The 15,328-nt window shown below is 70.8% G+C and carries 15 protein-coding genes, 1 pseudogene and 2 riboswitches; of the genes and pseudogenes, 13 read left to right on the top strand and 3 right to left on the bottom strand.

The window, feature by feature from the left end:
- Positions 1–58: 58 nt before the first annotated feature.
- Positions 59–263: riboswitch (cobalamin riboswitch) on the bottom strand.
- A gap of 286 nt (positions 264–549) precedes the next feature.
- A pseudogene (locus B7D75_RS29725) lies at positions 550–659 on the top strand (hypothetical protein); the annotation flags it as partial.
- Between the two features lie 53 nt (positions 660–712).
- On the opposite strand, the gene B7D75_RS10585 reads toward B7D75_RS29725, so the two are convergent.
- The 3 genes from B7D75_RS10585 to B7D75_RS10595 are packed head-to-tail and all read right to left on the bottom strand — an operon-like array spanning position 713 to position 3,778.
- Positions 713–1,441: a cobalt-precorrin-6A reductase gene (locus B7D75_RS10585; RefSeq protein ID WP_107113983.1), complete on the bottom strand. Its 729-nt coding sequence runs from the start codon at positions 1,439–1,441 to the stop codon at positions 713–715.
- Positions 1,438–2,538, bottom strand: a complete 1,101-nt coding sequence (locus B7D75_RS10590; RefSeq protein ID WP_034078518.1) for a cobalt-precorrin-5B (C(1))-methyltransferase — start codon at positions 2,536–2,538, stop codon at positions 1,438–1,440. The genes B7D75_RS10585 and B7D75_RS10590 overlap by 4 nt, the downstream gene beginning before the upstream one ends.
- Positions 2,531–3,778, bottom strand: a complete 1,248-nt coding sequence (locus tag B7D75_RS10595; RefSeq protein ID WP_058174308.1) for a bifunctional cobalt-precorrin-7 (C(5))-methyltransferase/cobalt-precorrin-6B (C(15))-methyltransferase — start codon at positions 3,776–3,778, stop codon at positions 2,531–2,533. The genes B7D75_RS10590 and B7D75_RS10595 overlap by 8 nt, the downstream gene beginning before the upstream one ends.
- Before the next feature lie 85 nt (positions 3,779–3,863).
- A riboswitch (cobalamin riboswitch) is annotated at positions 3,864–4,120 on the top strand.
- 88 nt (positions 4,121–4,208) lie between these two features.
- Here B7D75_RS10595 and cobG point away from each other — a divergent pair.
- The 12 genes from cobG to sbrR all read left to right on the top strand — a co-directional run bounded on the left by cobG (position 4,209) and on the right by sbrR (position 15,325).
- Positions 4,209–5,579: a precorrin-3B synthase gene (gene cobG, locus B7D75_RS10600; protein WP_107113984.1), complete on the top strand. Its 1,371-nt coding sequence runs from the start codon at positions 4,209–4,211 to the stop codon at positions 5,577–5,579.
- Entirely contained in the window at positions 5,576–6,202 is a 627-nt protein-coding gene (locus B7D75_RS10605) for a precorrin-8X methylmutase (protein ID WP_012075216.1), read from the top strand. The genes cobG and B7D75_RS10605 overlap by 4 nt, the downstream gene beginning before the upstream one ends.
- Positions 6,199–6,951 carry a precorrin-2 C(20)-methyltransferase gene (locus tag B7D75_RS10610; protein WP_012075217.1) on the top strand — a complete coding sequence of 251 codons (753 nt, stop codon included), beginning with the start codon at positions 6,199–6,201 and terminating at the stop codon, positions 6,949–6,951. Before B7D75_RS10605 ends, B7D75_RS10610 begins: the two co-directional genes overlap by 4 nt.
- Positions 6,944–8,623 carry a precorrin-3B C(17)-methyltransferase gene (gene cobJ / locus B7D75_RS10615; protein ID WP_107113985.1) on the top strand — a complete coding sequence of 560 codons (1,680 nt, stop codon included), beginning with the start codon at positions 6,944–6,946 and terminating at the stop codon, positions 8,621–8,623. The genes B7D75_RS10610 and cobJ overlap by 8 nt, the downstream gene beginning before the upstream one ends.
- Before the next feature lie 69 nt (positions 8,624–8,692).
- Positions 8,693–9,541, top strand: a complete 849-nt coding sequence (locus tag B7D75_RS10620; protein ID WP_034078525.1) for a substrate-binding periplasmic protein — start codon at positions 8,693–8,695, stop codon at positions 9,539–9,541.
- Positions 9,538–9,897 (top strand): DUF4398 domain-containing protein, encoded by a 360-nt coding sequence (locus B7D75_RS10625; RefSeq protein WP_034078527.1) that lies wholly within the window; start codon positions 9,538–9,540, stop codon positions 9,895–9,897. The genes B7D75_RS10620 and B7D75_RS10625 overlap by 4 nt, the downstream gene beginning before the upstream one ends.
- On the top strand, positions 9,897–10,706 hold the full coding sequence (locus tag B7D75_RS10630) for an OmpA family protein (RefSeq protein WP_107113986.1): 810 nt from the start codon (positions 9,897–9,899) through the stop codon (positions 10,704–10,706). The genes B7D75_RS10625 and B7D75_RS10630 overlap by 1 nt, the downstream gene beginning before the upstream one ends.
- 189 nt (positions 10,707–10,895) lie before the next feature.
- Entirely contained in the window at positions 10,896–11,534 is a 639-nt protein-coding gene (locus tag B7D75_RS10635; protein WP_003157868.1) for a response regulator transcription factor, read from the top strand.
- Positions 11,535–11,618: 84 nt separating this feature from the next.
- Complete coding sequence (locus B7D75_RS10640) at positions 11,619–11,987, top strand: hypothetical protein (RefSeq protein ID WP_003157867.1); 369 nt, start codon at positions 11,619–11,621, stop codon at positions 11,985–11,987.
- A 223-nt stretch (positions 11,988–12,210) separates the two neighbouring features.
- The gene (locus tag B7D75_RS10645; RefSeq protein ID WP_003091003.1) at positions 12,211–13,650 is read left to right on the top strand and encodes an aminotransferase-like domain-containing protein; all 1,440 of its coding nucleotides are present in this window, start codon (positions 12,211–12,213) and stop codon (positions 13,648–13,650) included.
- Between the two features lie 329 nt (positions 13,651–13,979).
- Complete coding sequence (gene sbrI, locus B7D75_RS10650) at positions 13,980–14,564, top strand: ECF family RNA polymerase sigma factor SbrI (protein WP_107114666.1); 585 nt, start codon at positions 13,980–13,982, stop codon at positions 14,562–14,564.
- Positions 14,561–15,325: an anti-sigma factor SbrR gene (gene sbrR, locus B7D75_RS10655; protein WP_043104223.1), complete on the top strand. Its 765-nt coding sequence runs from the start codon at positions 14,561–14,563 to the stop codon at positions 15,323–15,325. The genes sbrI and sbrR overlap by 4 nt, the downstream gene beginning before the upstream one ends.
- Positions 15,326–15,328: the final 3 nt, after the last annotated feature.

A 15,328-nucleotide genomic window follows, 5' to 3' on the forward strand; every position in this document is an offset into this window, starting at 1 on the left:
AAATCGCAGGCGCGACAGCGCCTCGAACAACCGGCTCGCTCCCGCCCACCGCGGGTGTGCCAACAGGGCGTTGCAGGCCGGTCTCCGGGCTTGCGAGGGTCGTGAGATCCTCGCCTTCCCATGCCGGAGCACAGTGGCCTGATGAGGATCTCGCTCGCTTACCGTTGCGGGGGCAGCGCCGGACTGGTCACCGAAGTGACGCACCGGCTTCCCGTTTCACTCCCTGCGCGGCGGCAGGGAGCACCTGGAACGGGGCGGATGGGAACATCCGCACCCTTTCCAGTCAAGCCTTGAACGATCTGGATTGGATAAAATGTTATACTATAACAATTCACCTGTGCAGACTTTTCTTCGCCACCGCCTGCGTGGCGGCGCAGTCCATCCTCCATCGCATAATTTTCATGTCTGCCAGGTTGCCGACCTTCCCTGGGGAGTAGCCCGCCGCCGACGCGCTGGTCAACATTCTTGGCAACCGCCATGGCCAGCGTCTCCATCCGGACTGGTGAGACCAACGACATTCCTGCGCCGAAGCCGGGCCGCGGGGTCCTGATGCTCGGCCGGGCACTCGGCGCGGTGACCGGCACGCGTGCGGAGATCGTCGGCGGGGTAGGGCCGATCCTGGTTGGCGCGACCCTCTCTACGAACATCTCAGCGCGGCGTGGGCGGCGCCGGAGACGGGGGCGGGGCAGCTCGGGGCGGATGAGCGTTCGCTTCAGGCACTTTCCCAATCGCGGATCGCTGCCAGCAGCGCCTCGCCGTCGGCGAACTCGCGGTCCGCCGGCGGCAGCGCCGGACGCGCCAGGACCAGCACCGGCAGGCGCATTTCCCGCGCCACCTGGAGCTTCGGCTCGGTGGCCTGGCTGCCGCTGTTCTTGCTCACCAGCACGTCGCAGCCCAGGCGTTCGAACAGCGCCCGCTCGCCGTCCAGGCTGAACGGGCCGCGTGCGCCGATCACCTCGGCGCGCGGGCCGGCCGGCTGGCCGTGCAGGCAGCGTATGGTCCAGTGCTGATGGGGCGGGATCCGCCCGAGGTGCTGCAGCGGTTCGCGACCGAGGGTGAACAGCGGCCGGGAGAAGGGGGCGAGGGCCTCGACCAGTCCGTCCCAGTCGGCCACCTCGCGCCAGTCGTCGCCGGGACCGGCCTGCCAGCCGGGCCGGCGCAGCGCCCAGCACGGCACTCCGGCCAGTCGCGCGGCGCGCACGGCGTTCCGGCTGATCCGCGCCGCGTAGGGGTGGGTGGCGTCCACCAGCAGGTCGAAACCCTCTTCGCCGATGAACGCCGCCAATCCTTCGGCACCACCGTAGCCGCCGACCCGCACCGGGCAGGCCAGGTCGTCGGGTACCTTGCCCAATCCGGCGAGGCTGTAGAGGTGCCTGGGGCCGAGCCGACGGGCGAGGGCCAGGGCCTCGCCGATCCCGCCGAGCAGCAGCAGGCGCTTCACGATCGCTCCTCGCCGGCCTGGCCGACCAGGTTGCCCTGGCGATCGATGGCGAAGACTTCCAGCGCCACCTCGGCCGGCACGATGCCGCGGGCGAAGCGCAGGGCGTGGGCGCAGACCGCGTCGCCCAGGGCCACGCCCTCGGCGTGCGCCTGGGCCAGCGCCTGCTGGCTGGTGTTGGCGGCGCGCATGCTCTGCTGCAGGGCGGCGCTGGCGCCGAGCGCGGCGGCCCAGCCGGCCAGTTGCGGCAGGTCGATGCTGGAATGGCGGCTATGCAGGTCGAGGTGGCCGCCGGCGAGCTTGCTGATCTTGCCGAAGCCGCCGCACAGGCTGAGCTTTTCCACCGGCGCCTTGCGCAGGTGCTTGAGCACCGCGCCGGCGAAGTCGCCCATCTCGATCAGGGCTATCTCCGGCAGCGCGTAGCGGCGACGCATGGCGTCCTCGCTGGCGTTGCCGGTGCAGGCGGCGATGTGGCGCACGCCATTGGCGCGGGCGACGTCGATGCCCTGGTGGATCGAGGCGATGTAGGCCGAGCAGGAGAAAGGCCGGACGATGCCGCTGGTACCGAGGATCGACAACCCGCCGAGAATGCCCAGGCGCGGGTTCATGGTCTTCAGCGCCAGCGCCTCGCCGCCCTCGATGCCGATCGTCACCTCGAAGCCGCCGGTGTAGCCGTGTTCGGCGGCCAACTGGGTGAGGTGACGCTCCATCATCTGACGCGGCACCGGGTTGATCGCCGGCTCGCCCACCGCCAGGGTCAGCCCCGGGCGGGTCACCGTACCGACCCCGGGACCGGCGTGGAAGCGCACGCCGGGCGCGGCGCTCAGGCGCACCCGGGCGAACACCAGGGCACCGTGGGTGACGTCGGGATCGTCGCCGGCATCCTTGAGGGTGCCGGCTTCCGCGCCGTTCTCCCAGGCGCGGCAGAACTCCAGGCGCATCGGCACCTGCTGGCCCTTGGGCAGGACGATCCGCACCGCGTCGCTGGTCGTGCCGCCCAGCAGCAGGCGCGCCGCCGCCAGGCTGGTGGCGGTGGCGCAGCTGCCGGTGGTGTAGCCGCTGCGCAGCGGCGCGGGCTGCTCCGGGGTTTCCTCACGCATCGCGGCGGGCGTCCCGGGTCAGCGGCTTGCGCAGTTCCAGCAGGGTGATCGGCAGCGCCTGGCGCCAGGTGTCGAAACCGCCCAGGGGACGCGCGTGGGCGACGCCGATGCGGGTCAGTTCGCCGCCCAGGCGCTGCTGCCAGTCGAGCAGCACCCGTTCGCTCTGCAGGGTGACCGCGTTGGCCAGCAGCCGGCCGCCGGGGCGCAGGCGCTCCCAGCAGGTTTCCAGGACGCCCTCGGCGGTGACGCCGCCGCCGATGAAGATGGCGTCGGGGGCCGGCAGCTCCAGCAGCGCTTCCGGGGCGCTGCCGGCGACCAGGTGCAGGGTCGGCACGCCGAGGGCGTCGCGGTTGTGGCGGATGTGATCCTGGCGTTCTTCGTTGGCCTCGACGGCGATCGCCCGGCAGCCGGGATGTGCGCGCATCCACTCGATGCCGATGGAGCCGCAGCCGGCGCCGACGTCCCAGAGCAGCTCGCCGGGGCAGGGCGCCAGGCGCGCCAGGGTCACGGCGCGGACGTCGCGCTTGGTCAACTGGCCGTCGTGGCGATAGGCTTCGTCGGCCAGGCCCGGGGTCAGCGGCAGGCGCACGGCGCCGGCGCCGGCGCGGCATTCCACCGCCACCAGGTTGAGATCGGCGGCGCGCGGCAGCGACCAGTCGCCGGCGAGGCCGTCGAGACGGCGCTCGAGCGGCCCGCCGAGGTGTTCCAGCACGCTCAGGCGACTGGCGCCGAAGCCACGGGCGTTCAACAGGCGGGCGATGGCGGCCGGGCTGTCGCCGTCGTTGCTGAGGACCAGCAGGCGCCGGCCGTCGTGGACCTGTGCCTGCAGCGCCGCCAGCGGGCGCGCCACCAGCGACAGGCAGGCGACCTCCTGCAGGGCCCAGCCGAGGCGGGCGGCGGCCAGCGAGAGGGAGGAGGGCGCCGGCAGGACCCGCAGTTCGGTCGCCGGCAGTTGCCGGGCGAGACTGGCGCCGACGCCGAACAGCATCGGGTCGCCGCTGGCCAGCACGCAGGTCGGCTGGCCGCGCCGGGCCAGCAATGGTTCCAGGGAGAACGGCGTCGGCCAGGTTTCGCGGGCGGCGCCGATGCACGGCGGCAGCAGTTCCAGCTGGCGCGCCGCGCCGACGATCCGGCTGGCCTGCAGCAGGGCACGCCGGGCCTGCTTGCCGAGGCCGGGATAACCGTCCTCGCCGATGCCCACCAGGGTCAGCCAGGGCGGCGTCGAGTCTGCCGATGACACGGTGCGGGTTCTCCTGAAATGCGTCTGTGAAGGGCCCGCGACGGTTTCCGGACGGAATGGGTTTTCCCTGTCCCGGGCTGGGCGGCATAATAGCGCGTTCGTCGGTGCCCGGCCCTTTCGCGATAACGTGCGGGGGGCCATCGAGGGCCGAAGAGGGAATACGGAGTTCCGGGGCTTGCCGAAAGCCTGGAGCCAGCCGTGGCTGCCCCCGCAACTGTATGCAGCGTGTCTTCGCGCCATTCGCCACTGGGTTTCCGGGAAGGCGGCGCGAAGCGGAGGTTCCGCCCGTGGGCGGAATGCCGAGCTGCGAGCCAGGAGACCTGCCGCCGAAACCAGTCGCGAGTGCCAACATCGGGCGGGGTGTACCGATGCCGTGGTCTGTCCCTGGGGACAGCGGTCCGGTCGCCGCGACGTCGACTCGAGTAGCGTTTTGAACGACGACCAGACCCCGGTGCCCCTGCCCGTACCACGTCCGTCGCCCTGTCCCGGCCTGCTGCGCATCGTCCAGGCGCTGGACGGCGGCATCTGTCGCATCAAGCTCGACGCCGGCCGCCTGGAAGCCGTCCAGGCGCGCGCCGTGGCGGCCGCGGCGCGGGATTGCGCCAGCGGCGTGATCGAGGCGACCAATCGGTCCAACCTGCAACTGCGCGGCGTGCGGCGCGGCGAGGAAGAGCGGCTTGTCCGCCGCCTGCTGGACGCCGGCCTCGGTCCCCGGCATGGCGCCCTGGCCGGCGCCGACGACGTGCGCAACCTGATGCTCAGCCCGGCCGCCGGGCTCGATCCGCACCTGTCGCTGGATGTACGCCCGCTGGCCGCGCGAATGTTGCTGCGGCTCCAGGCGGACAGCCGCTACCACGCGCTGTCGGCCAAGTTCGCCATCCAGCTGGACGGCGGCGAAGACCTGGCGATGCTCGAACATCCCCATGACATCTGGCTCTCGCCGATGCCCGGCGCGTCGACCGCGACGCTGGTCTTCGGCCTCGCCGGCTGTCCGGCCCACGACCGGCCCCTGGCGGCGTTGCCGGCTGAACGCGGCGAGGCCCTGGTGCTGGCGCTGCTCGACCTGTTCCTCGAGCGCGCCCAGCCGCACCAGACGCGGATGCGCCATCTGTTGCAGGACCTGGCCGGGGAGCCCTTGCTGGAGGCCTTGCAGGCGCGCCTGGAGTTCCCCCTGTGCCGCGACGAGCGGGTGGCGGCCTGGCGGCGTTCGCCGGGGCGTCCGTGGAGTCATCTCGGCGTCCAGCCGCAACGCCAGCCGGGCCTGGCGATGGTCGGCGCGGTGGCTCCGCTCGGCCGGCTCGACGCTGCCGGCCTGGAAGGCCTCGCCGAACTGGTCGAACGCCACGGCGACGGCAGCCTGCACCTGACGCCCTGGCAGGGTGTGCTGCTGCCGAACCTGCCCCGCGCCGAGGCCGACCAGGCGCTGCATGGCCTGCGCCGGCTCGGCCTGGTGAGCGAGCCCGACGCGCCGTTGGCGCGGCTGATCGCCTGCAGCGGTTCCAGCGCCTGCGCCAGGGGCCTGGCCGACACCAAGGGCGACGCCCTGCGAATGGCCGAACGCCTCGGTCCGCGCAGCGACCTGGCGCAACTGCACCTGTGCGGCTGCGAACGGTCCTGCGCCGCCGCCCACCGTGCGCCGCTGACCCTGCTGGCGCGCGACGGCGGTTTCTACGACCTGTACCGGCGCGATCCGCGCCACCCCGGATTCGGCCAGTTGCTGGCCAGCCGCCTGACTTTCGCCACGGCCGCCGACTACCTGGCGGCTCTGCCTTCCCAGCCCACCTCCGGAAATTCCGCATGATTGACTACATCCGCGATGGCCAGGCGATCTATCGCCAGTCGTTCGCCACCATCCGCGCCGAAGCGAACCTCGCCGGCATCCCGGCCGATCTGGAAAAGCTCGCGGTGCGGGTGATCCACGCCTGCGGCATGGTCGACGTGGTCGACGACCTGCGCTTTTCGCCGGGCGCCGGCGCCGCCGGACGCGCCGCGCTGGCCGCCGGCGCGGCGATCCTCTGCGACGCGCGGATGGTCGCCGAGGGCGTGACCCGCTCGCGGCTGCCCGCCGACAACCGGGTGATCTGCACCCTCAACGAGCCGGACGTCGCGGCGCTTGCCGTGGAACGCGGCAACACCCGCTCGGCGGTGGCCCTGGAACATTGGCGCGAGCACCTGGAGGGCAGCGTGGTGGTGATCGGCAACGCGCCCACCGCGCTGTTCTACCTGCTGGAAATGCTCGACGCCGGCGCGCCCAAGCCGGCATTGATCCTGGGCTTCCCGGTCGGCTTCGTCGGCGCCGCGGAGTCCAAGGAGATGCTCGCCGCCGACAGCCGTGGCGTGCCCTACGTGATCGTCCGTGGCCGGCGTGGCGGCAGCGCCATGGCCGCGGCGGCAGTGAACGCCCTGGCCACGGAGCGCGAATGATGAGTCATGGCAAAGGCCGCCTGCTGGGCCTGGGCGTCGGCCCCGGCGATCCCGAACTGATCACTCTCAAGGCCCTGCGCCTGCTGCGCGCGGCGCCCGTGGTCGGCTACTTCGTGGCCAGGGGCAAGAAAGGCAACGCCTTCGGCATCATCGAGGCGCATCTGGACGAGGCCCAGCTGCGGCTGCCGCTGGTCTATCCGGTGACCACCGAGAAGCTGGAACCGCCGTTGTGCTACGAGACCATCATCAGCGACTTCTACGACACCGCCGCCGAGCAACTGGCCGTGCACCTGGACGCCGGCCGCGACGTCGCGGTGATCTGCGAGGGCGACCCGTTCTTCTACGGCTCCTACATGTATCTCCATGACCGCCTGGCGGCGCGCTACGACAGCGAGGTGGTGCCGGGCGTCTGCTCGATGCTCGGCGGCGCGGCGGTGCTCGGCGCGCCGCTGGTGTACCGCAACCAGAGTCTCTCGGTGCTCTCCGGGGTGTTGCCGGAGGAGGAGTTGCGCCGGCGCCTGGCGGACGCCGACGCGGCGGTGGTGATGAAGCTCGGACGCAATTTCGACAAGGTCCGCCGCGTGCTGGTCGAGCTTGGCCTCGAGCGCCGCGCGCTGTACGTCGAGCGGGCGACCATGGCCAACCAGCGGATCGTGCCGCTGGAACAGGTGGAGCCGATGGCCTCGCCGTATTTCTCGCTGATCGTCGTGCCCGGCGACAAGTGGCAGGGAGGAGCGGGCGGTGAGTGAGATTCTCCAGGCGCCAGCCATCGTCATCCTCGGCCAGGGCGCGCTGGCCACCGCGCGGCGGGTCCAGGCGCGCTACCCCGGGGCGCTGGTCCACGGGCTCGCCGGGCGGGTCGAGGCCGACCGTTCCTATACGGACTTCGGCGACACCCTGCGCGAACTGTATTGCGCCGACCGGCCGATCGTCGCCCTGTGCGCCGCCGGCATCGTCATCCGCAGCCTGGCGCCGTTGTTGCAACGCAAGGGCGCGGAGCCGCCGGTGCTGGCCGTTGCCGAGGACGGCAGCGCGGTGGTGCCGCTGCTCGGCGGGCTGGCCGGGGTCAACCGGCTGGCGCGGGAGATCGGCGAGGCGCTGGACGTGGCGCCGGCGATCACCACCAGCGGCGAACTGCGCTTCGGCACCTGCGTGCTCAACCCGCCCGCCGGCTATGTCCTGGCCGACCTGGAGCAGGGCAAGCGCTTCGTTGCCGACTTGCTCGGCGGCCAGCCGGTGCGCGTCGAGGGCGTCGCCGGCTGGCTCGACGCGGCCCGTTTGCCGCGCGACCCGGCGGCGACGCTGGCGATTCACGTGACTCCTTCCGCCCGGGCGCCGAGCGCCGAGGAACTGCTGATCCATCCGCGCTGCGTGCTGGCGGCGCTCGAACCCGCCGACGCGGCGGCGGACGCGGTGCGCCAGGCGCTGGCCGCCGCCGGGCTGGCCGAGGCGGCGCTGGGTGGGCTGCTGGCCGACAGCGCGCGGATGGCCGATCCGCGTCTGCGGGCCGCCGCCGAAGCGCTCGGCGTGCCGCTGCGCTTCCTCGCCGAAGCCGACCCCGCCGCGCGCCTACGTCGCGCCTTGCCCGCTGCCGAACAGGTCGGCGGCCGACTGGCGCTGGCCGCCGCGCCCTTGGCGATGGACGCCATCGGCCAGCGCCGCGGCCGGCTCACGGTGATCGGCCTTGGTCCCGGCTGCGCCGAGCTGATGGTGCCGGCGGCGCGCCAGGCGCTGGACGAGGCCGAGGACATCCTCGGCTACCAGACCTATGTCGACATGGCCGGGCCGTTCCGCGCCGGCCAGGTGCTGCACGGCAGCGACAACCGCGAAGAACTGCAGCGCGCCCGGCACGCCTTCGAACTGGCGGCGACGGGCAGGGCGGTGGTGGTGGTGTCGTCTGGCGATCCCGGCGTGTTCGCCATGGCCGCCGCGGTGCTGGAAGCCCTGCATGGCGCCGGCGAGCCGGCCTGGGACGCGGTCGAACTGCGCATCTTCCCTGGCGTCTCGGCGGCCCTGGCCACCGCGGCCAGGGCCGGGGCGCCGCTGGGCCACGATTTCTGCCTGCTGTCGCTGTCGGACAACCTCAAGCCCTGGGAGGTGATCGAACGGCGCCTCGACCTGGCCGCCGCCGCCGACCTGGCGATGGCTTTCTACAACCCGATCTCGCGCGCGCGGCCCTGGCAACTGGGACGGGCGCTGGAGATCGTCGCCCGCCATCGTGCGCCGCAGACCCTGGTGGTGCTCGGCCGCGACATCGGCCGGCCCGGCGAGCGCCTGCTGCGCACCACCCTGGGCGAACTGCGCGTAGAGCAGGTGGACATGCGCACCCTGGTGATCGTCGGCTCGTCCACCACCTGCAGCTTCCCCCGCGCCGACGGCGAGGCCTGGGTCTACACGCCGCGCTGGTACCCATCGCAATAGCGGGGCGGGAGCGCGCGCGGAAATGTGGCAGACTGCTGCGCGCATCCCTGTACCGCGGAGCCTGAATCCATGTCCTTTCGCTGTTCCCCGCGCCGCCTGGCCGGCATCCTGCTGGCGGCGCTGTTCGTTCCGGGGCTGGCCGCGGCGGCCGGCTCCTGCGAGCGCCTGGTGGCCACCGGCAACCCGGAATACCCACCCTACCTGTGGCGCGACCCGCAGGACCCGCAGCGCCTGATCGGCGCCAACGCCGACCTGTTGCAGCGCCTGGGCAAGGAACTCGGGGTGCGCATCGACGTGCTCTACGGCGGCTCCTGGGAGAAGGCCCAGGAAGAGGTGACCAGCGGTCGCGCCGACCTGCTCGCCGGGGCCTACCTGACCCTGGCCCGGCTCGGCAGCATGGACTACGTGCATCCGCCGTTCCTGATGACCAGCGGGGTGGCCTGGGTGAACAGGGACGCCGTGTTTCCGTTCATCGGCCGCGACGATCTGATCGGGCACAAGGGCAGCGTGCTGGCCGGCGGCAGCCTGGGCGAGGAGTTCGACCGCTTCGCCAGGGCCAGCCTCGACCTGAAACCGGTGCCGAGCCTGACCCAGGGCCTGCAGGACCTGATGCTCAAGCGCAGCGAGTTCCTCCTCTACCAGGCGCTGCCCGGGCAGGCCCAGGTCGAGGCGCTGGGCATGGCCGACGACCTGCAGGCGCTGGAGCCGGTGCTGAGCAGCGAGGGGCTGTACCTGGCGCTGTCGCACAACTCCGCCTGCAACGATCCGTGGCTGCGCGGACAACTGGCGAAAAAGATGACAGAATTGTCGGCTGCCGGCGTTCCCGTAACGCTCTTGCAGGACAATCTCGAACGCTGGAAAGCCCAGCAATTGCCGGCTTCCGGCGCCCGTCCGACAACGCAGGAAAGTGACTTGTGAGCATTCGATGGATGATGGCCGCAGGCCTCGCCGCGCTGACCCTGAGCGGTTGTGCGAGCAACGACCCGGCTCCGCTGGAGCAGATGCGCCTGACCGAGCAGGCCCTCAGGCAGGCCGAGGCGGTCGGCGCCACCGATGACGTGGCCGAGCTGAAGCTGGCCCAGGACAAGTACGCCGCGGCGCAGATCGCGCTGACTGCGGAATCCTACAAGAAGGCCCGGCTGCTGGCCGAGCAGGCCGAGCTGGACGCGCGTCTCGCCGAGTCCAAGGTGCTGACGCAGAAGAGCAAGGACCAGCTCGGCGAGCTGGACAAGAGCCTGAAGCGCCTGCGCAGGCAACTGGGGGAGGTCCACTGATGCCGGGGAAAACCACGCTCCTCGCCACCCTGCTGGCCTGCGCCGCGCTGGTCGGCTGCGCCGACCACAAGCTCAGCGAACAGTCGCTGGCCAAGGCGCAGAGCGAGTTCGACCAGGTCAAGGAAGATTCCGATGTGCTGCGCGCGGCGCCCAAGGACGTGATCCGCGCCGGCGAGTCGCTGGCCCGTGCCGAGCGCCTGTCCAGCTACTGGGGCAGCAGCAGCGACGTGATCCAGTACGCCTACCTGAGCCAGCGCTACAGCGAGATCGCCCGCCAGCATGCGCAGCTCAATCTCAACCAGGAGCGCCTGGTCCGCCTGCAACTGGAGCGCGAGCGCCTGCAACTGGCCCTGCGCGAAGCCAAGCTGCTCAGCGTGCAGGAACAGGGCCAGCGCCTGAGCGAGGAAATCGCCAGCCTCAGCACCGAGGAAACCGAGCGTGGCCTGGTGCTGACCCTCGGCGACGTACTGTTCGACTTCAACCGCGCCGAGCTCAAGCCGGCGGCCAACCGCACCGCGCTGAAGCTGGTGCAGTTCCTCCAGCTCAACCCGCGGCGGGTGATCCGCATCGAAGGCTACACCGACAGCGTCGGCGACCGGCAGGCCAACCTCGACCTGTCCCGCGCGCGCGCCCAGGCGGTGGCCGACGTGCTCGCCGATCTCGGCGTGGATCCCGCGCGCATGCAGGTGGCCGGCTATGGCGAGGCCTTCCCGGTCACCGACAACGCGTCCAATCGCGGACGGGCGCAGAACCGCCGGGTGGAGATCGTCTTCTCCAACGACAAGGGCCAGCTCAGCGCGCCGCGCTGAGCCATGCCCGGCTCGGGAAAGCCCCGGTACCGCGAGGACCGGGGCTTTTTCGTCTGCCGCGGCGTCGCGGGTGGTTGTTCCTCCCTGCGGTGCGGGAAAGCGGCGTTATCATCGGGATCGAAATAGTTCGAGCACCAATCAGGGCAGCATAAGCACCTTGTATTTCGTAATAACGAGTAGAGATGCGCAATGAGTTCGAACGAAACACGGCCCGGCGTGGTGATCGCCGACTCCCTCCCGGTCATGCAGTGGGCCCTGCAGCGTTACCTGGACGAAGCGTGCGGACGCCAGGTGCTGGCGGTGGTCGGCGACAGCGACAGCCTGCTGGCGCGGTTGGCCGAGCTGCCGCCGGACTGCATCCTGATCACCGAGCTGGGCCTGCCCGGGCAGCGCAGCCGCGATGGCATCCACCTGGTGGAATGGCTGACCCGGCGTTGCCCGCAACTGAAGGTGATGGTCTATTCGATATTCAGCGCGCCGCTGCTGGCCAAGGCGGTGCTGCGCAGCGGCGCCTCGGCCTACATCAGCAAGCGCAGCCCCCTGGACACCCTGCAGAGCGCGCTGGAATGCATGGCGCTCGGACAGACCTTCCTCGACCCCGGCCTACAGCCGCAACGACACGCCGGCAAGCCGCTGAGCCCCACCGAGATCGATATCCTCCGTCGCCTGGCGCGGGGCGACACGGTCAGCGAGATCGCGCAGCGGACCATGCGCAGCGTGTCCACCATCAGCACCCACAAGAAGAACGCGATGGTCAAGATCGGCCTCAACAGCGATGCCGAGCTGATCGCCCTGGGCGTGCTGAACTGGCTTCACGAACTCTGCTGACCGGGTTCGAAACATCTCGACCGGCAGTTGCGGAACAATCCTTTACAGCCCGCGGGAGTTCCCCGCTGCCGTCCAGGAGTCCGCATGAGCCGCCCGTTCCGCCTTACCCGTTTCATCCTGCCGTTGCTGCTGAGCCTGTGCCAGCCGTCGTTCGCCGCCGAACTCCGCGCGGTTCCCGAAGCCCGCCGCCAGGAGCTGCTGCTGGCCGCCTCTACGGCGTCCTGCGGCGAGGCGGACTGCCCGACGCCGGAACGCGTCAGCCTGCTGGCGCTGCAGGTGGAGACCCGGATCTTCGTCACCCGCCTGGCTCTCGAGGATTTTTCCCCGGTCTCGCGCCAGCCCGCCGAGCTTCCGGACTTCCGCCTGTTCGGCGACCTCGGCCTCGCGGCAAGTCCCTTCGCCTGGCAAGCGTCGACCGGCGAGCGCGCGGCGCCGGACGCCTTGCGCTTCTGAGGTTTCCCCAAGCCGTTCCCCAAGGCGGCTCTTGGCGGGGTCGCTTCCCGCCCGCGCCCGGCCGGTGGCGACCGCCCGGGTTTTCTTTTCAGCGGCAACCCATCGTTCCCGCGACCGACCCGTACAGTTTTGCGACTGTATGCGGGGTTTCCGGTCCAACTGTTCTGGAGCAGTTACATGAATTGAGCTACTGTTTCGGTTCAATCGCCGAGGAATTCCCGCCATGACCAATCTGCTGCTCTACCAACGCATCGCCCAGCAGTTGGCCGAGGACATCCGCCGTGGCGTCTACCAGCCGGGCGAGCGGGTGCCGTCGGTGCGCAAGCTCAGCACCCAGCTGAACGTCAGCCACGCCACCGTGCTGCAGGCCTACGCCACCCTCGAGGACCAGGGCCTGATCCGCGCCCGTCCGCAGTCCGGCTTCTATGTCCACCGCACCCCGGCGCTGACCGCGCCGACCCCGGACATCGCGCGGGTCGAGCGTCCCGGCCTGGTCACCCGTAGCAGCATCATCAACCAGGTGCTCGCCGAGTCCCGCCGCGAGGGGGTGTTCCCGCTCGGCGCGGCGGTGCCGCACGTGGACTACCTGCCGGTGCGCGCCTTGCACCAGCAACTGGCCAAGGTCACCCGCTTCCAGAGCCCGCGGGCGTTCAGCTACATGTTCAGCCCCGGTTTCGAGCCGCTGCGGCGGCAGGTGGCGATCCGCATGCGCGACGCCGGCGTGGTGGTCGATCCGTCGCAGGTGACCATCACCCACGGCTGCGTGGACGCCATCCACATGGCCCTGCGGGTACTGACCCGTCCTGGCGACCTGATCGCCACCGAGTCGCCGAGCTACTACGGCCTGCTGCAACTGGCCGACGTGCTGGGCCTGAAGGTCATCGAGATCCCCAGCGACCCGCGTACCGGGATCAGCCTGGAGGCGCTGCAACTGGCGGCCAACCAGTGGTCGATCAAGGCGCTGGTGCTGACCGCGCGACTGAGCAATCCCTTCGGCGGGACGATTCCCGAGGATCGCCAGAAGCAACTGCTCAAGCTGACCGCCGAGCACAACATCGGCGTGGTCGAGGACGACATCTACGGCGAACTGATGTTCGACCAGGGCCAGGCGCGCTCGCTCAAGTCCCACGACCGCGACGGCCGGGTGATCTACTGCTCGAGCTTCTCCAAGACCATCTCGCCTGGCGTGCGCATCGGCTGGATCATCGCCGAACGCTACCAGGAGGAGATCCGCCGCCTGCAGACCTTCACCACCCACTCGGCCTGTACCGTGACCCAGATGGGCGTCGCCGCGTACCTGGAGAACGGCGGCTACGACCGCCACCTGCGCTACATCCGCCAGGAGTACCGGAAGAACATGACCGCCTACCAGCTGGCGGTGCAGCAGTACTTCCCGGAAGGGACGCAGATGACCCGGCCCAAGGGCGGCTTCATCCTCTGGGTCAGCCTGCCGGCCAAGGTCAACACCAAGGAACTGCACGTGCGGGCGCTGGAGCAGGGCATCAGCATCGCCCCGGGGCTGATCTTCAGCAACACCGAGCAGTTCAACAACTGCCTGCGGCTGACCTGCGGGATCCCCTGGAACCGCGAGGCGGAGCGGGCGATCATGACCCTCGGCATGCTCGCCGGACAGCTTTGCCAGGAAGGCCTGATCGCCGCCTGAGCGCCAGGCGCTCCCTCGGTTGAGGGGCGCCCCGCGGCAGCCCGCGAAGAATTTTCCCGAGGGTTGACCCGAATCCCTCGACAGCTTCGTCTCAGCGGATAATCTCCGCCGCACGACGAGGTCGTCTCGATGTTTTTCCCGGCTTCCATCCGGACCGGCGCTTTCGCCGAACTGTCCGGTGCTGGAAAATGTCTACCGATAGCCGCTCCGGCCGCGCTTCTGGCGACGGTCCGGGCGTTTCGCGGCGCCGCCGATGCGCGCCGCGAAGGATGTGGCCGATGAGCCTGCTCTCGGTCGCCTTTGATACAGGACAGGAGTCGACCAGCGGCATGCATGCCTCCACCAGCGCCACGGCCGCCGCCGGCAGCGACGAAACGCTGCTGGCGCGTTACCGCAAGGGCGACAGCGCGGCCTTCGAGGTGCTCTACCAGCGCCACCGGCAGGGTCTCTACCGATTTCTCTGCGGTCTCGCCGGACAGGCCGAGCTGGCCGACGAGATCTACCAGGAAACCTGGCTCAGCCTGATCCGCAGCCAGAGCCAGCCGCAGGGCCGGGCGAGCTTCCGCACCTGGCTCTACCAGATCGCCCGCAACCGCCTGATCGATCACTGGCGCAAGCATGGCCAGCGCCAGCCGTTGCAGGACAGCTACGACGAACAGTTGCACGCGCAACCCGACCAGGGCGCCGGCCCCGAGCAGCAGCTCAGCCTGATCCGCGACGGCGAGCGCTTGCAGAGCGCGCTGCAGACCCTGCCCGAGGAGCAGCGCGAAGTATTCCTGATGCGCGCCCACGGCGAACTGGAACTGGCCGAGATCGCCACGCTCACCCAGTCGCCGCTGGAGACGGTGAAGAGCCGGTTCCGCTATGCGGTGCAGAAGCTGCGCCGGCTGCTGGCCGAGGAGGTGGCGGTATGAACCCACAGAAGCATTCCGCGAGCGTCGCCGAAGAGCAGATGCTGGCGCATTTCCGCGCCCACGCGCCGCAGCAGCCGGCGCCGGTGCTGGACCAGGCGATCCTCGCCGCCGCGCGACGCCAGGCGGCGCATGCCGAACCCGCCCGGTCCTGGTGGCGGCGCTGGCTGGAGGCCACCCGCAGGCCGCGCTGGCAGGCGGCTTTCGCCAGCCTGCTGGGCGTGGCGCTGGTGCTGGGGCTGGTCAGCCACGACGTGCTTGACGACGCCGAGCGCCAGGCTCGTCCCGAAGTGGCGTTCAGCGATGTGCCCCTGCGCGACGGAGTCGCCGGGGCCGGCGCCGCGAAGCGGGTCATGCGCGCACCGGCGGCGCCGGCTCCGCTACCCGGCGAGATGGCGGAACCCCCGGCCTTGCTGGCCAGCTACGCTTCGTCAGGGGAAGCGCCGCAGCTGATGGCAGAGGCCGCGCCGCCGGCTCCGGCTGCCCTGGCCGACCGGCCGCCGGCCCAGGCCGCGCAGCAGGCGAAGGTGCAGGCGGAGCTGGCCGGCGATTTCGTTGCCCAGGCCAGGGGCAAGGCGGTTGCGGTGAAGCCGGAAGTGCTCGACGAGGCGCTCAGGGCCGTCCTTGCCCTGCGTGAGCAGGGCAAGGCGGAGCAGGCCGCGACCCAGCTGGCCGAGCTGCAGAAGCGTTTCCCCGGGGAGAACCTGGTGGAGCGCCTGGAACGGCTCGCGACGATGGCCGCGAGCGCCCGCAAACAGCCATGACGG

The organism is Pseudomonas paraeruginosa, from assembly GCF_003025345.2.
Lineage (GTDB): Bacteria > Pseudomonadota > Gammaproteobacteria > Pseudomonadales > Pseudomonadaceae > Pseudomonas > Pseudomonas paraeruginosa.